General features: G+C 63.1%; 15 protein-coding genes. 8 read left to right on the top strand and 7 right to left on the bottom strand.

Annotated features, from left to right (window positions below):
• Window positions 1–280: 280 nt before the first annotated feature.
• Together ACNPP0_RS00570 and ACNPP0_RS00575 are read right to left on the bottom strand one after the other, a co-directional pair.
• Window positions 281–670 (bottom strand): DUF4148 domain-containing protein, encoded by a 390-nt coding sequence (locus tag ACNPP0_RS00570; RefSeq protein WP_448704738.1) that lies wholly within the window; start codon window positions 668–670, stop codon window positions 281–283.
• Between the two features lie 345 nt (window positions 671–1,015).
• Complete coding sequence (locus ACNPP0_RS00575; protein ID WP_332613032.1) at window positions 1,016–3,772, bottom strand: M16 family metallopeptidase; 2,757 nt, start codon at window positions 3,770–3,772, stop codon at window positions 1,016–1,018.
• 98 nt (window positions 3,773–3,870) lie between these two features.
• Here ACNPP0_RS00575 and ACNPP0_RS00580 point away from each other — a divergent pair, with 98 nt between their 5' ends.
• From ACNPP0_RS00580 to ACNPP0_RS00590, 3 genes are all read left to right on the top strand, one after another.
• A complete protein-coding gene (locus ACNPP0_RS00580) occupies window positions 3,871–4,470 on the top strand; it encodes a GNAT family N-acetyltransferase (RefSeq protein WP_332612663.1) in 600 nt (199 codons plus the stop codon).
• A 250-nt stretch (window positions 4,471–4,720) separates the two neighbouring features.
• Entirely contained in the window at window positions 4,721–5,098 is a 378-nt protein-coding gene (locus tag ACNPP0_RS00585; protein WP_332612661.1) for a hypothetical protein, read from the top strand.
• A 116-nt stretch (window positions 5,099–5,214) separates the two neighbouring features.
• Window positions 5,215–5,772, top strand: coding sequence for a GNAT family N-acetyltransferase (locus ACNPP0_RS00590; protein WP_448704739.1), 558 nt, complete (start codon window positions 5,215–5,217; stop codon window positions 5,770–5,772).
• 39 nt (window positions 5,773–5,811) lie between these two features.
• Here the strand turns inward: ACNPP0_RS00590 and ACNPP0_RS00595 are convergent, their stop codons facing one another.
• Window positions 5,812–6,984 carry a vWA domain-containing protein gene (locus tag ACNPP0_RS00595; RefSeq protein ID WP_120154099.1) on the bottom strand — a complete coding sequence of 391 codons (1,173 nt, stop codon included), beginning with the start codon at window positions 6,982–6,984 and terminating at the stop codon, window positions 5,812–5,814.
• Between the two features lie 25 nt (window positions 6,985–7,009).
• Window positions 7,010–7,891 carry an AAA family ATPase gene (locus ACNPP0_RS00600; RefSeq protein ID WP_319308135.1) on the bottom strand — a complete coding sequence of 294 codons (882 nt, stop codon included), beginning with the start codon at window positions 7,889–7,891 and terminating at the stop codon, window positions 7,010–7,012.
• Between the two features lie 176 nt (window positions 7,892–8,067).
• Between ACNPP0_RS00600 and ACNPP0_RS00605 the strand changes: the two genes are divergently transcribed.
• Window positions 8,068–8,421: a c-type cytochrome gene (locus ACNPP0_RS00605; RefSeq protein WP_006217806.1), complete on the top strand. Its 354-nt coding sequence runs from the start codon at window positions 8,068–8,070 to the stop codon at window positions 8,419–8,421.
• A 10-nt stretch (window positions 8,422–8,431) separates the two neighbouring features.
• Complete coding sequence (locus tag ACNPP0_RS00610) at window positions 8,432–8,794, top strand: c-type cytochrome (protein ID WP_332612658.1); 363 nt, start codon at window positions 8,432–8,434, stop codon at window positions 8,792–8,794.
• A 35-nt stretch (window positions 8,795–8,829) separates the two neighbouring features.
• Here ACNPP0_RS00610 and ACNPP0_RS00615 read toward each other — a convergent pair whose 3' ends face one another.
• Window positions 8,830–9,255 (bottom strand): DUF1841 family protein, encoded by a 426-nt coding sequence (locus ACNPP0_RS00615; protein ID WP_332612656.1) that lies wholly within the window; start codon window positions 9,253–9,255, stop codon window positions 8,830–8,832.
• Window positions 9,256–9,457: 202 nt separating this feature from the next.
• On the opposite strand from ACNPP0_RS00615, the gene icd reads away from it, so the two are divergent.
• The 3 genes from icd (at window position 9,458) to ACNPP0_RS00630 (ending at window position 13,942) form a co-directional block, all read left to right on the top strand.
• A complete protein-coding gene (gene icd, locus ACNPP0_RS00620; protein WP_006217809.1) occupies window positions 9,458–10,714 on the top strand; it encodes an NADP-dependent isocitrate dehydrogenase in 1,257 nt (418 codons plus the stop codon).
• A gap of 121 nt (window positions 10,715–10,835) precedes the next feature.
• On the top strand, window positions 10,836–12,113 hold the full coding sequence (locus tag ACNPP0_RS00625; RefSeq protein ID WP_442880387.1) for an O-antigen ligase family protein: 1,278 nt from the start codon (window positions 10,836–10,838) through the stop codon (window positions 12,111–12,113).
• 242 nt (window positions 12,114–12,355) lie between these two features.
• Complete coding sequence (locus ACNPP0_RS00630) at window positions 12,356–13,942, top strand: methyl-accepting chemotaxis protein (protein ID WP_448704740.1); 1,587 nt, start codon at window positions 12,356–12,358, stop codon at window positions 13,940–13,942.
• On the opposite strand, the gene ACNPP0_RS00635 is transcribed toward ACNPP0_RS00630, so the two are convergent.
• Both ACNPP0_RS00635 and ACNPP0_RS00640 read right to left on the bottom strand, forming a co-directional pair.
• A complete protein-coding gene (locus ACNPP0_RS00635; protein ID WP_448704741.1) occupies window positions 13,875–14,774 on the bottom strand; it encodes a 4-hydroxy-tetrahydrodipicolinate synthase family protein in 900 nt (299 codons plus the stop codon). The two genes, ACNPP0_RS00630 and ACNPP0_RS00635, sit on opposite strands and share 68 nt — an antisense overlap.
• 2 nt (window positions 14,775–14,776) lie before the next feature.
• The coding region (locus tag ACNPP0_RS00640; protein ID WP_448704742.1) for a hypothetical protein at window positions 14,777–15,035 on the bottom strand (259 nt) is incomplete at its 5' end.

Genomic DNA, 15,035 nt, shown 5'->3' on the forward strand with positions numbered 1-15,035 from the left:
GGCTGGCTCGCCGCGGCCTTACTGCTGGGTACTTCAACTGCTGGTACTTCAACTGCTGGTACTGCAACTGCTGGTACTTCAACTGCTGGGTACTGCAACTGCTGGGTGCAACTGCTACGTACTTCAACTGCTGGTACTTCAACTGCTGGTACTTCAACTGCTAGGTACGACAACTGCTAAGTACTGCGACTGCTACTGCTACCGCGGTTGCCGCTGTGCCGGAAAAAACCGGTCTCAGGCCATGATGCCGCCCAAGACCGGCCGGGCTACAGCAAGCAGCTCACCGGGTGATCGGCGGGTATTCGAGCTCGCCGAACGTGTAATGGCCGCTGGCCTTGGCTTGCGCCAATTCCTGCTGCACCTGGGCGCGGGACTTCGCGCTGGCCGAGGTGGCGATGACGGGCGGGTATTGCAGTTCACCGAACGTGTATTCGCCGCTGACCTTGGCTTGTTGCAGTTGGGCACGCACTTCGTCCGAGCTCAGGCTGGCGGCCTGGGGCTGGGCGGGCGGGTAGTCCAGTTCGCCGAACGTGTATTGGCCGCTGGCCTTGGCTTGCTGCAATTCGGTCACGACCTGGTCGCGGGTCTTGGCTTGTTCCAGGCCGGCGGCTTGGGCGCCAACGCCAACAAGCGCCAGGGATAGCAACAGGGTGGTGGTTAGGGTTTTCATGATTGAGACCTCCGTGTCATCTTGGATGGGGACCGAATCCGGCGGCCCTCCGTCGTGGTTCGTGTTTTGTTCCCGATGACTGAATTCTGCGCTTGATCCCACTTGGGATAAACCCTTGCTTGTTGAAAACATCTTTCCAAATAACCGAGTAATAAGCGTGATAGCGAAAAATCTCCCCGTTTTTGGCATGGTTTTAGGGGGGGCTGGGCGGTCTAGAGAGACGTCCCTTCCCACTGCGATGGCGGATGACGCAAAAAAAAGCCCCTGCCGTCATCCGGCAGGGGCTGGGGTGTCAATCGCGGGGGCGGGGCTCTCAGGCGCCCGCAGTGCCCGGATCCGTTCAGGTCAGGGCGCGGCTTTCTTCTTGAAATCCCCGGCGACGGCGGTGCTGAAGCCGTCGGGACGCAGGTACTTGCGCAGCGCGGCGTTGACCGCATCAGGCGTCAGGGCCGAGATCTTTTTGTCCATCTCGGCTGACCATTCAAACGTGCGACCCCGTTGCAGGTAGTCCAGCCAGGTGCTGGCCAGGATGTCGTCCTGCGCCCGCGCCAGGTTGCGGTAGTTCAGCAGCGCGTTGATGCCATCGGTGATTTCCTTGTCGGAAAAGCCGTCTTTCAGCACGCGAGCCAGTTCCTCGTTGATGGCCTTTTCCAGGCGTTCACGATTCTGCGGCGCGTAGATCGCGTACATGGTCCAGCTGGCGCTGGGTTCAAACGACGACACCGACAACGAACTGCGCACGTTGTACGACAGCCCTTCGGTCTCGCGCACGCGATTCCACAAGCGTGACGTTTCCGACGCACCGAACAGGTAGTTGCCCAGGTACAGCGCCGCGTAGTCGGCATCGGTGTCTTGCAGCTTGAGCGGCATGCGCGACAGGTAGAACGCGTTGGCCTTGTCAGGCGTGTCGATATCGAACTGCTTGGCGGGGATGTCGCGGTACGGATTGGGCACGCGCGTGTAGGCGGGCGCCTTCTTCCAGCCGGCAAGCCCCGTCTTGATGGCCTTTTCGACCGCATCCGGTTCAAAGTCGCCGACGGCGGAATACTCGATCTTGCCCGCGCCGTAGAACTTGGCGTGGAACTTGGCAAGCGCATCGCGGTTCAGGCCGCGCGCGCTGGCCAGTGACTCTTCGAACGTGGGCACGTAGCGCAGGTCATCCACGGGCCACGGGTTGTCCTGGCGGGCCAAGGTGCGTCCGGCCAGGGCCGACGGTTCGGTCATGGCGTTTTGAATCGACGTTTCCAGCTGGCGCTGGTATTCGTCCAACTGTTCTTTCGGGAAGTTGGCGTTGCGCACGATATCCAGCGCCAGGGCGGTGAGCTCGGGCAGGTTTTCACCCTTGGTCGACATGGCGACCTTCAGCGTGGTGCCGCCGCCGCTGAAACCGAGTTCAGCCTGGAGCTTGTCCAGCCGATCCTGAATGTCCTGGCGCGACAGCTTGGCCGTGCCGCGAATCAGCAGGTCGGCCACCGCGCTGGCGTTCACGCGTTGGCCGCGCAGGTCTTTCTCGTTGCCGAACTGAATCAGCATCTGCGCCTGTACGCGGTTGCCGCGCGTGGCCTTGGGCAACAGCGCCAGTTGAACCGGCCCGTTGGGAAGGTCCAGCTTCTTCCTTTGCGTCAGCTTGTCGATGTTTTCCGGCGTGGGATCGAATGCCGAAGCGGCCTTGAAGTCCGGATCGCCCTTGTAATCCTTGAACACGGCGGTCAAATCCACGCGTTGCGTCTGCGGTGCGCGCAGCGGCTTTTCCGTGGGGATGTAGCGGCCTTCGATGCGATTGCTTTGCAGCAGATACGTGGTGGCCGCCTGCTGGACTTCAGCCAGCGTGGCCTTGCGGGCGCGGTCGCGCTGCAAGAAGAACAAGCGCCAGTCGCCGGCCGCAATGGCTTCGGACAACGCCACGCCAACTTGCTCGGGATCGCTGTAGGTTTGTTCCCATGCGGTCAGCCACTTGCTGCGGGCGCGGTCCAGTTCTTGCTGAGTGAACGGCTTTTTACCCAAGGATTCCAGCGTGCCGGTCAGCGTCTTCATGGCGGCGTCCAGGTCTTTGCCGGGCGGCAGTTGCGCGCCGAACATCGCCAGGCCCGGATCGCGGTTTTCCATGGTGAAGCCGAATACGCCAGAAGCCATCTTCGTGGCGACCAGCGCGTGGTACAGACGGCCCGACGGCGTGTCGGCAAGGATCACGGTGGCCAGGTCCAGCGGCACGAAGTCGGGGCTGCCGGCGGCGGGGATGTGGTACATCGCGGCGACCAGCGGCGTGCCGCCCGTGCGGCGCAGCGTAACGGACCGTTCGCCGTCCTGCACGGGTTCCACGGTGTATTCCGGCGGCAGCTTGCGCTCGGGCTTAGGTAGCTTGCCCAGCGTTTGCTCGATGTCAGCCAGGGTGGCTTGCGGATCGAACTTGCCGGCCACGATCAGCACGGCGTTATCGGGCTGGTAGTACTCGTGATAGAAGGCGCGCAGCTGGCCGATGTCCACGTTTTCAACGTCGGAGCGGGCGCCGATGGTGTTCTTGCCGTAGCTGTGCCACTGGTAGGCGGCGGCCTGCATCTTTTGCATCAGGATGCGTGACGGGCTGTTTTCGCCGCTTTCCATTTCGTTGCGGACGACGGTCATTTCCGAATCCAGGTCTTCCTTGGCGATCAAGGAATTGACCATGGCGTCGGCCTGCCAGCCCAGATACCACTTCAGGGTGTCGGGGTTGGCGGCAAAACTGGCGAAGTAGTTGGTGCGGTCGCTGGAGGTGGACCCGTTGGCTTGCAGGCCGCGGCGCGAAAATTCGCCCATGGCGTTGCGGGTGGTGGACGTGCCCTTGAACAGCATGTGTTCAAGCAGGTGCGCCATGCCGGTCTGGCCGTAGTTCTCGTTGCGAGAGCCGACTAGGTAGGTCATGTTGACCGTTGTTGAGGGTTTGGATTCGTCGGGTACCAGCAGCACCCGAAGGCCATTGGCCAAGCGATATTCGGTGATGCCTTCAACCGAGGCGGCCTCCGATACGCCGGCCGGAAGATTGGCGGCGCCGGCCTGAAAGGCCAGGAAGGAGGAGAACAGCAGCGCACCCAACGGGCGCGGCAGCTTCGACAGGGACAGGCGCATGGCAGACAATTCCTTTGGCATGGCAGAATCCGTTGGAGTGTATACGTTGGCGATGGTTCAGGGGCTGCGGACCTGGGCGCAAGATAAGGAAGTGCAGCATGTCGTTATCTCTTGAAGTAGAAACACCGCGCCTGGTGCTGCGGCAATGGCGCGCGGATGACCGCAAGCCCTTCGCGGCCATGAATGCGGACCCTCGCGTAACGGAATTCCTGATCCCGCTTTCCACCGAGGAAAGCGATGCGCTGGCCCAGCGGCTGGCCGCGGGCATCGACGAGCACGGCTGGGGTCTATGGGCGGTGGAGGCGCCCGGCGTGGCGCCGTTCATCGGCTTTGTCGGCATCAAGCCGTTGCCCGCCATGCTTCCATTTGCGCCGGGCGTGGAAGTGGGCTGGCGTCTGGCGCAGCCATTCTGGGGGCGCGGCTATGCCAGCGAAGCGGCCCAGGCAGCGCTGCGCGTGGGTTTCGAACAGGTCAATCTTTCCGACATCGTGGCGTTCACCGCCGTGGGCAACCAACGCTCGCGCGCGGTAATGAGGCGTCTGGGCATGCAGGCCGAGCCCGGCACGTTTGATCATCCCGCCTTGCCCGAGGGGCACAGGCTGCGCCAGCACGTGCTGTATCGCATGCGCCGCGAGCAATGGCTGCGGCAGAATAACGGTGACGCAGAGATAGGCGGCGTGCCGGTTGCAGCCGCATAATTGGCTGAAAGCCGCGTCGTCACAGGGTGCTGCACCGCAATACCGTTCGTGCACAAGGCAAATTTGAGCTTGCCCCGCTTGCGGGTGTAAGCTTTTCAACACGTAGTAGCTGTTGCCGACGGGATGCGCGACAGCCGTCTACCCGGCTTCCCGTCCAACGCCAGACGCCGCTGCTAGCGCGGCGCCGGTGCTTGTCGTTCGCGCCTTCGCTGCCGGCATCCTGCCGGCGCATTTTTCGGAGGAACGACCCATGCTGACCGAAATCGTCACGCGTGCCTTGTCCCAATTGACCGGTAGCGCCCTGAACGGCGACGGCATCAAAGGACAGTTTCAGTACGCCTATGCCAGTGATGACGGCCAATTCGTGGCCATACTGACCCATGATATGACCACCTATGTGGTGGACCTGAACTCCCAACGTTATTTTGCCGAGTGCGGTGGTTCGCCCCGTGGGTTTGCCGGGCACGTGCTGGAGATGGAGGGCGCGGCCGCGCGCAGCCACCCCTGGCCGGCCGCGAACGATCTTTTTGACCTGGACATGGACGGGGACGACCTGTCCTGGCGCCAATGTCCTGGCCTGCGGCATGCGTCCGCCAACAGCCGATCAGTGGAGAGCCGCGCCGCCTAAGAGTGGCCAGAAGCGGCAACACCTCATTGAACCGGCGGATTCGCCGGTCTTTTTTTTTGTGCGGACGCTTTCTGGCGGTGCTAGCGCGGCGGTTAGTGACAGTACAATTTCGCGCCATGAACTCGCCCGCCGACATCCACGTTCCCCCAGGCGCCACCCTGGTTGATTGCACGCATGCCCGCCATGCGCACCAGATACTGGCCATCTTCAACGACGCCATCGTCAATTCGACGGCGTTGTATGACTACAAGCCGCGTCCCTCCGAGGCCATGCAAGGCTGGTTCCAGGCCAAGCAGCAGGGCGGCTTTCCGGTGGTGGGCTTCGAAAACGAGGCCGGTGAATTAATGGCCTTCGCCAGCTACGGCACATTTCGCGCGTGGCCCGCGTTCAAGTATTCGGTTGAACATTCCGTCTATGTGGACGCGCGTTTTCGCGGCAAGGGGCTGGGCGAAGCGATGATGCGGGTGTTGATTGAACGTGCGCGCGCCAATCAGGTGCATGTACTGGTCGGCGGAATCGATGCCTCGAATGAAGGCAGCATCCACCTGCACGAAAAGCTGGGCTTCACGCATTCCGGCACGATCCGCCAGGCCGGATTCAAGTTCGGCCGCTGGCTGGACTTGGCGTTTTATCAGCTGACGCTGGATACGCCCCAGCAGCCGGTCGACGGCTGAAGCCCGCACAGGCCTGGCGCCAGGCTTTACCGCAAGCCCCTACTTGGACAGCACCCGCATGGCCTGTTCCAGGCCGGCGACGGTGACCGGGTACATGCGGTCCTGCATGATGTCGCGCATCAGCGCGATGGACTGTCGATACTGCCACGATGCCGTGGGCTCGGGGTTCAGCCACACCGACTTGGGCCACGCATCCAGCAGCCGCCGCATCCACTGGGCGCCCGGTTCCTTGTTGTAGTGCTCGACAGAGCCGCCTGGTTGCAGGATTTCGTACGGGCTCATGGTGGCGTCGCCCACGATGATCAGGCGCCAATCCGGGTTGTATTTGCGCAGCACGTCCCAGGTGTCGAAGCGTTCGTTCTGGCGGCGGCGGTTGCTTTGCCACAGGCTTTCGTACGGGCAGTTGTGGAAGTAATAGACTTCCAGATTGCGAAATTCGCTACGTGCCGCGGAAAACAATTCCTCGACGCGGCCGATGTGGTCGTCCATGCTGCCGCCCACGTCCAGCAACATCAGCACCTTCACGGTGTTGTGGCGTTCGGGCACCATGCGCAGGTCCAGGTGGCCGGCGTTGCGCGCGGTGCTGGCGATGGTGTCGTCCAGGTCCAATTCCATTTCGGCGCCTTGGCGAGCGAAGCGGCGCAGGCGCCGTAGCGCCACCTTGAAGTTGCGCGTGCCCAGTTCGACCTGATCGTCGTAGTCTTTGAACTGGCGCATGTCCCAGACCTTGACGGCCGAGCGGTTGCCCGCCGACGCGCCGCCCACGCGAATGCCCTCGGGGTGGTAGCCGCCGTTGCCGAACGGCGACGTTCCGCCGGTGCCGATCCATTTGCTGCCGCCCGCGTGGCGCTCTTTCTGCTCTTGCATGCGTTCCTTGAAAAGCTCCATCAGCTTGTCCCAGCCGTGCTTTTCGATCGCGGCTTTTTCTTCGGGCGTCAGGTTCTTTTCAAACTGCTTGATCAGCCAGTCCAGCGGGATTTCCTTGCCCGGTGGCAGCGCGGCTTCGATGCCCTTGTAATAGGCGCCGAAGGCCTTGTCGTAGCGGTCGTAAAGCGATTCGTCCTTGACCAGCGTGGCGCGCGCCAGGAAGTAGAACTCGTCCAGCGTGGGCGCCATCAGATCGTGGCGCAGGGCGTCCACCAGGGTCAGGTATTCCTTGACCGAGACGGGCAGCTTGTGCGCCCGCAGGTGATAGAAGAAGTCGATCAGCATAGGGTGGCCGCCGGTGGCTGCAAGATCAGCGGCGCTGGCCGCCGCGGGTCATGGCCGCCAGGCGTTCCAGCAGGTGCACGTCTTGCTCGTTCTTCAGAAGCGCGCCGGCCATCAGCGGCACGGCGGTTGCTGTGTGGGCGTCAATCTCGGCCGCCGTGGCGCTTTCTGCCAGCAGCAGGCGCAGCCAATCCAGCAGTTCCGATGTAGACGGCTTTTTCTTCAGGCCGGGCGCGTCGCGCAGCGCAAAGAAGGTGTCCAGCGCCGCGCGCAGCACGTCTTGCTTCAGGTGCGGATAGTGCACGGCCACGATGTCGCGCATGGTGTCGCGGTCGGGGAAGCGGATGTAGTGAAAGAAGCAGCGGCGCAGGAACGCGTCGGGCAGGTCTTTTTCGTTGTTGGACGTGATGATGACCAGCGGGCGATGGCGCGCGGAAATGGTCTCGCGCGTTTCGTACACATGGAATTCCATGCGGTCCAGTTCGCGCAGCAGGTCGTTGGGAAATTCGATGTCGGCCTTATCGATCTCGTCGATCAGCAGCACCACCGGCTCATCCGCCTGGAAGGCTTGCCACAAGGTGCCTTGCACGATGTAGTTGCGGATATCGCGGACTTTTTCGTCGCCCAGCTGGGAGTCGCGCAGGCGCGAGACGGCGTCGTATTCGTACAGGCCCTGATGCGCCTTGGTGGTGGATTTGATGTGCCATTGCAGCAGCGGCCGCCCCAGCGCGCGCGCCACTTCTTCGGCCAGCATGGTCTTGCCGGTGCCGGGCTCGCCTTTGATCAGCAGCGGGCGCTGCAAGGTCAGGGCGGCGTTGACGGCCAGTTTCAGGTCGTCGGTGGCGACGTAGCTGTCGGTCCCGTTGAAGCGGGCAGGCGAGGCGGAGTGTGCGGACTGGGCTGCGGACATTGGCTTATGGCTTCCGAGGATTGACGGTGATCAATACCCATCGCAAGGTATTAATCCTGAGCAATTATCGTACAATCAGGCGGTTTTGCAGTTGGGTTCGACCCGCAACGTGTTTGCAGGGGGCCGACGTGTGAGCAGGCCCTAGTCCTTAAGCCATACCAAGAAGAGCCATTCCAATGAAGTTGCGAACCTCTCTGAAGTGCACGGTTTCCGTGTTGGCCGCGATGGCGTCCTGTGCGATCGCCGGCCAGGCTGTTGCTGCTGACGCAGCGCCTGTCGGTAATATCCAAAATGCCCGCGACAAGGTCTCCATGTGCATCGGGTGCCACGGCATCGAAGGCTACAAGGCGACGTTCCCCGAGCTTTATCACGTGCCGATGATTGCTGGCCAAAACGCCAAGTACATCGAAACCGCCCTGAACGAGTACAAGAAAGGCGCGCGCAGCCATCCTACGATGGACGCCATTGCCGGCAGCCTGTCCGACCAGGACATCGCCGACCTGGCCGCGTACTACTCGAATCTGAAATAAGGGGCAAACAATGAATCGCACGATGCTTGCCCTTCTGGGCGCAACTTTCGCCATGGCGGGCGCCTCCGTCCAGGCGCAGGACCTGGCGGCCGGCAAGGCCGTCTTCGATAAATTCAATTGCGCGTCGTGCCACGGCGCCGACGCCAAGACCGCGGTGGACCCGGCCTACCCCACGCTGGCCGGCCAGCATGCCGACTACTTGTCGCATGCGCTGAAGGCTTACAAGCGCGGTGCCTCGGGCAGCGCTGCCACCGCCAACGTGCGCAAGAACCCCATCATGGGCGCCTTTGCCACGCAGCTGTCCGACCAGGATATTTCCAACGTGTCGGCATGGCTGGCGTCCCTGCCCAGCGACCTGGGCGTACGCAAATAAGCCATAACGCTTGCGCGTTGCACGCTAAATAAGCGTCAAAGGCTGGCGCGGCGCCGGATCAGATCGATGTAGGTGTCGCTGTCCAGCGGCGTGCCCAGGCGCTGCGCTTCCCATACGACTTGCCCCAGGCATTCCATGATTTCATGGGCCGCATGGTGCGCGTCCGAGCGGGCGGTCAACTGCTGGTAAGCCAGACGGATGCCGGGCGGATGGTCGATGGACAACTGCTCGGCGATGGCCAGGTGCATGGACAGGTGCAGGAAGGGGTTGGTGCGCCCCTTTTCCACCTCGTATTCCATGGTCATGGCCTCGGGGCTTTCAAGGTCGCCGTGGTATTCGGGATGCTCGATGATCCAGTCCAGCGCGATGGCCTCGAGCGGGGTCAGCACCTCGTTGGCGCGGTGCTTGCGCCAGGTGTCGATAAAGAATTCGCGAACTTGGTCGCGTGAGGGATTGAACATCGGTGGGGACGGAATGCGGTCTATGGACGCATTATTTTACCGCGCGCCCGATGGCCGCCGGTTGCCCGGCACCCTTTGCGATATAGAATTGGTTGCTATCCGCCATCCGGTGTGCGGTCAGACAGGGGCTTTTCCCCTGCGGAATCGGACGCTTTTCGATGCGGCGCGTGCAGAAAAACCACCCGGAGCAAATGGAGCATTCATGTCCTACCAACATATCAAGGTTCCCGCTGGCGGCCAGAAAATCACGGTCAACGCTGATTTCTCGCTGAATGTGCCTGAACAGCCCATCGTTCCCTTCATTGAAGGCGACGGCACGGGCGCCGACATCACCCCGGTGATGATCAAGGTTGTCGATGCCGCGGTGCAAAAAGCCTACGGCGGCAAGCGCAAGATCCATTGGATGGAAGTCTATGCCGGCGAGAAGGCCACCAAGGTCTACGGCCCGGACGTCTGGCTGCCCGATGAAACCCTGGAAGTCGTCAAAGACTACGTGGTGTCCATCAAGGGCCCGCTGACCACCCCCGTGGGCGGCGGCATCCGTTCGCTGAACGTGGCGCTGCGCCAGCAACTGGACCTGTACGTCTGCCTGCGTCCGGTGGCGTACTTCAAGGGCGTGCCCTCGCCGGTGCGTGAACCCGAAAAGACCAACATGGTGATCTTCCGCGAGAACTCGGAAGACATCTATGCGGGCATCGAATACATGGCCGAAAGCGAACAGGCCAAGGAATTGATCCAGTTCCTGCAAACCAAGCTGGGCGTCAAGAAGATCCGCTTTCCGAACACCTCGTCCATCGGCATCAAGCCCGTGTCGCGCGAAGGCACCGAGCGCCTGGTGCGCAAGGCTGCGCAGTACGTCATCGACAACGACCGCACGTCGCTGACGCTGGTGCACAAGGGCAACATCATGAAGTTCACGGAAGGGGGCTTCCGGGACTGGGGCTACGAGCTGCTGCAGAAGGAATTTGGCGCGCAGCTGATCGATGGCGGCCCGTGGTGCAAGTTCAAGAACCCGAAGACGGGCCGTGAGATCATCGTCAAGGACGTGATTGCCGACGCCTTCCTGCAACAGATCCTGTTGCGTCCGGCCGAATACGACGTGATCGCCACGCTGAACCTCAACGGCGACTACATCTCGGATGCGCTGGCCGCGCAGGTGGGCGGCATCGGCATCGCCCCGGGCGCCAACCTGTCCGATTCGGTTGCCATGTTCGAAGCCACCCACGGCACGGCGCCCAAGTACGCCGGCAAGGATTACGTGAACCCCGGTTCCGAAATCCTGTCTGCTGAAATGATGCTGCGCCACATGGGCTGGACCGAAGCCGCCGACCTGATCATCTCCAGCATGGAAAAGTCCATCCTGTCCAAGAAGGTCACGTATGACTTCGCGCGCCTGCTGGAAGGGGCGACGCAGGTGTCGTGCTCGGGCTTTGGCCAGGTCATGATCGAAAACATGTAAACCCGCGGTTCGTATCAAGATGGTCCGCTGAACCCGCCCGCCGTCATGGCGGGCGGGTTTTGTCTAACGTATCCGCATGAAGCGCGCTGGCGCTTACGCTGTTCTTTCCAGGCTGATCGCTGTGCCCCGACTGTATGTATCCCTAGCCACCTGGCTTGTATTGCTGGTTCCCGCGCTGGCGCTGACCAGCCCGGTGGGCGGCCCCGCCGTCCTTTATCTCAGCGCGCTGATTGCGCTGACCGCGTTGGCGGTGAACGCCGTCAAGCGCTACGAACCGATGGACTTCCGAGCCTTGTGGCCCATGTCGCTGGTGCTGCTGCTGCCACTGGCCTGTATGTTCATCACGTCGACGGTGCGTGGCGTGTGGAGTAATTCCGAACTTGAAAAGCTGTTGCGCTTCGCCTTGGCGCTGCCGGTGCTGTGGCTGCTGCTGCGCGCGCCGCGTCCGTGGTTGAAGGCAGTGCAATGGAGCGTGCTGGTGGGCGCCTTCGCCGGGGCCATGCTGCTGATCGTCACGATGGAGACGGTGGGCCGCAACGGCATGGTCGACGTCGGCGGCCGCTATAACGCGGTGGCGTTCGCCAACCTGACATTGCTGCTGGGCGGCATGACGTTATTGTCGATGGGCTTTGGCGCCTGTACGCGCTGGCCGCGCATCGAAATGGCGGTGAAGCTGGCGGTGGTGGCTCTGACCGTCTACGCCACCTGGCAGTCTGAGACGCGCAGCAGCTGGATGTTGCTGCCGATTCTGGCGCTGGTATTCCTGCTGGGCCTGCGCAACTGGAGCCGTCGTCACAAGGTGTATTGCGCGCTGGCGCTGTGCGTGGCGCTGGCCGCCAGCGCCGCCGCCATCTGGACGTTCAGCAGCCGCATGCACGAGATCACGTCCGACGTGCAGGGCTTTGCCACGTCGTCCAACCGCGATACCTCGTTTGGCATCCGCTTGCAGCTGTGGCATGCGTCGCTGCTGATGTTTCAGAAAAGCCCCATCGTGGGCGTGGGCCCCAGCATGTTCCGGGAAGAGCTGCGGCACTTGCAGACGCAGGGCATCGTGACGCAAGAGGTCGTTGAAGGCTTCGGTGAGCCGCACAACGACATGCTGGGCGCGTTGTCCGGTTATGGCTTGCTGGGCTTGATGACGATTCTGACCCTGTATCTGGTGCCGGCCGCCGTCTTCTTCCGGCGCATGGCCAGCGACGATCGCGTGATACGGGTGGGGGCGCAGTTGGGCTTGTTGTTCTGCCTGGGTTACTGCGCGTTCAGCCTGACGGAGATGATGTTCCGCAACATGCGCAGCGTGCCCAATTACTCCTTGATCGTGGTCACGCTGATTGCACTGACGGCGCCGCGGCCGGCCAAGCAGGCAGTGCCCTCGCAGCCGGTGACCCCGCAGCCCTGACCTCACATTCCTGGCGGCCGGGCCTCCAGCCGCCGGGCTTGCACCAAACCAACGCAAGGCGTCCCGCGTCTTGCGTTTTTTTTACGCCCGCCTCTTGCGCTAGATCAACAAGCCCGTGCGCGCCTGCTGAAAACCCGGCGTCTTCTCCGTATCCTGACCTATCGCAATACATAAACAGTCACATTTTGCCGTCTATCGTTTCAGACGCGCGGGTGGCATGACAGGCACTACAAGGAAATCCGGTGAAGAGCACCAGTCTGCGCAGAGAGTTGTTGTGGTTCGTTTTCGCGATAGGCGCGGCCGTGCTGGCGCTGGGCGCCTGGGATGCGTGGCAGCGCCGAGGTGAAATGGTCGAAGACCGCAAGACGGAACTGCGGCACGTGCTGGATCTGTCCGCCGGCATTTTGCGCAACGGCAAGCAAAGCGTCAGCGAAGGCATGCCGCTGGCCGAGGCCAAGCGCAACGTGGCCAGGCGCCTGTCGCAGCTGCGCTATGGCGCCGACGGCTATGTGGGCGCTTTTGGCGATGACTACGCCTTGCTGGTGCACCCTGACCCGAAATTGGTGGGCGCCAACGTGCGCGACATCAAGGACGTGGACGGCCTGCCCATCTTTCAGCGGCTGTATGCCGGCGGCAAGGCAGGCGGCGGCTATGTGCACTACCGCTTTCCACGGCCCGGCGCGGACGAAGCGCTGCCGAAGATCAGTTATGCGACTTACGACGCGGAATGGGGCTGGCTGATCTTCACGGGCCTATACGTGGACGATGTGGACGCGGCGTTCTACCAGACGCTTTGGCGTCAGGGCGCGGTCACCATCGGCCTGCTGGCATTGCTGCTGTTGGCGGCGCTGCGTTTTTTCCACACCCATGTGATCCGCCCCTTGGACGAAGCCGTGGCGCTGTGCGAACGCGTGGCCAACGGCGATCTGGCGGGCGAGGTGTCCCGCAACCATCGTGGCGAAATCGGGCAGCTGTTCGTAGCCATGGGGCGCATGCAGACACGGTTGGAAGTGGCCTTGCGCAGCATCGTGCAATCCACCGGGTCCATCGCGGCGGCCTCGCGCCAGATCGCGGCGGGCAGCCTGGACCTGTCGGACCGCACCGAAAAGCAGGCGGCCGCGCTGGAACAGACGGCGGCCAGCGTTGAAGAGATCACCGCCACCGCCCGGCAAAGCGCGGAACACGTGCGCGAAGTCAGCGCGCTGGCGGCGCAGTCGGCAAAGCTGGCGCGCCAGGGCAGCGAAGAAACGCAGCACGCCATCGACGCCATGCGCGAGATCTCGCACAGCTCGCAACGCATCGGCGAGATCATCAGCGTGATTGACGGCATTGCGTTCCAGACCAACATCCTGGCCCTGAACGCGGCGGTGGAAGCCGCGCGCGCGGGCGAGCAGGGCCGTGGGTTTGCAGTAGTGGCGGGTGAAGTGCGGGCCTTGGCGCAGCGTTCGGCCACGGCCGCCAAAGAGATCAAGGACCTGATCGAAGCGTCGTCCGATTCGGTGGCGCGCGGCAGCGAACGCGTGGGGCAGGCCAGCGCCACGATGGGCAGCGTGCTGGAATCGGCGGCCAACAGCGCGCCGCTGATGGGGGAAATCGCCACGGCGTCCGCCGAACAAAGCACGGGCATCGAACAGATCAACCAGGCCGTCACGCACCTGGACAGCGTTACGCAGCAGAACGCGGCGCTGGTCGAAGAGTTTGCCGCGTCGGCCTCGACCCTGCACGATCAGGCCGACGGCCTGGCGCGCGCCGTGTCGGTATTCAAGCTGTCTGCAAGCGGCTTGGCAGCGCCTGCATTGCGCCCAGTGCTCGTTGCAGCCGCGGCGTAAGTTCACGGCTGGCGGGCATCATGGGCATGCGCAGTTCGTCCGCGATCAGCCCTTGCATGGCCAGCGCCCGCTTGATGGGCGCGGGATTTGGTTCGGCGAACAGCAACCGGATCAAGCCGCGCAGCGGTTCGAATAACGTCCGGGCGGCGTCGGCCTGACCCGCGCGCGCCAGGCGCATGATTTCAACGTGGCGTTCGGGAAACAGATGCGCGGCGGCCGGAATCGCGCCGTGCCCGCCGGCCAGCCAGTGGTCCGGCAAGGACAAGTCGTCGCCACACAGCGCATCCAGTTTGCCGCGCGCATTCAGCGCGGCAAGCACGGGCGCGTCGCATTCCTTCACCGCCGAAAAATTGGGTAGGGACGCCAGTGTTTCCATGGTTTCCACCGTCATCGTCACCCCGGTCCGCTTCGGGATGTTGTACAGGATGATGGGGCGGTCGGTGGCCCAGGCAATCTGCCGGTAATGCCACTGGATGCCCGCCTGCGACGGGCCCAGGTAGTAAGGGGGCGGCACCAGAAAGCCTGCCGGCCGCAGCTTGTCCAGGCGCCGGATGGCCGTGGCCACGCCGCGCGTGTCCACGCCGCCCGCGCCCAACACCAGCGGCAACGCGTTGGGGTCGCTGTTGATCGCCTGCGCCATGTCGATCTTCTCGGACAGGCTCAGCAAATTGCCTTCGCCGGTGGACCCGAACAACACCAGACCGGCGATGCCCGCATTGCGGTAATAGCGGGCCAGCGCCTGGGCCGCGTCCACGTCTACATAGCCGCCACGCAGCGGCGTGATCATCGGCAGCCAGATGCCTTCAAAGCGGGGGGTGACGGGCATGTCCATGGTTATTGCCCCGTCAGGGTGGCGGCCGCGCGCACCGCGCCGAACTCGGCCTGCGGCAGCCCGCGCATGACGGCTTGCATCATGTCATCCAGCTGGTCCCGCGCGCATTGCAGTTGCAGCGTGCTTTGCGCGCGGGCGTGGTCCACCGACAGCAGATAGATGCCGATGCGCGTGCCCAGTGCCCGATGCAGCGCCAGGCGCACGTTCAAGGCGTCCAGCGTATCGATCCTGACCGTCAGCGCCACCTGTTCGTTGCGCGCC

Source organism: Achromobacter semiaridum (genome assembly GCF_053543755.1).

Bases quoted from the DNA above. Each gene is read 5' to 3' on its own strand.
- ACNPP0_RS00570 (WP_448704738.1), bottom strand. From the start codon at position 670: ATGAAAACCCTAACCACCACCCTGTTGCTATCCCTGGCGCTTGTTGGC.
- ACNPP0_RS00575 (WP_332613032.1), bottom strand. From the start codon at position 3,772: ATGCGCCTGTCCCTGTCGAAGCTGCCGCGCCCGTTGGGTGCGCTGCTG.
- ACNPP0_RS00580 (WP_332612663.1), top strand. From the start codon at position 3,871: ATGTCGTTATCTCTTGAAGTAGAAACACCGCGCCTGGTGCTGCGGCAA.
- ACNPP0_RS00585 (WP_332612661.1), top strand. From the start codon at position 4,721: ATGCTGACCGAAATCGTCACGCGTGCCTTGTCCCAATTGACCGGTAGC.
- ACNPP0_RS00590 (WP_448704739.1), top strand. From the start codon at position 5,215: ATGAACTCGCCCGCCGACATCCACGTTCCCCCAGGCGCCACCCTGGTT.
- ACNPP0_RS00595 (WP_120154099.1), bottom strand. From the start codon at position 6,984: ATGCTGATCGACTTCTTCTATCACCTGCGGGCGCACAAGCTGCCCGTC.
- ACNPP0_RS00600 (WP_319308135.1), bottom strand. From the start codon at position 7,891: ATGTCCGCAGCCCAGTCCGCACACTCCGCCTCGCCTGCCCGCTTCAAC.
- ACNPP0_RS00605 (WP_006217806.1), top strand. From the start codon at position 8,068: ATGAAGTTGCGAACCTCTCTGAAGTGCACGGTTTCCGTGTTGGCCGCG.
- ACNPP0_RS00610 (WP_332612658.1), top strand. From the start codon at position 8,432: ATGAATCGCACGATGCTTGCCCTTCTGGGCGCAACTTTCGCCATGGCG.
- ACNPP0_RS00615 (WP_332612656.1), bottom strand. From the start codon at position 9,255: ATGTTCAATCCCTCACGCGACCAAGTTCGCGAATTCTTTATCGACACC.
- icd (WP_006217809.1), top strand. From the start codon at position 9,458: ATGTCCTACCAACATATCAAGGTTCCCGCTGGCGGCCAGAAAATCACG.
- ACNPP0_RS00635 (WP_448704741.1), bottom strand. From the start codon at position 14,774: ATGGACATGCCCGTCACCCCCCGCTTTGAAGGCATCTGGCTGCCGATG.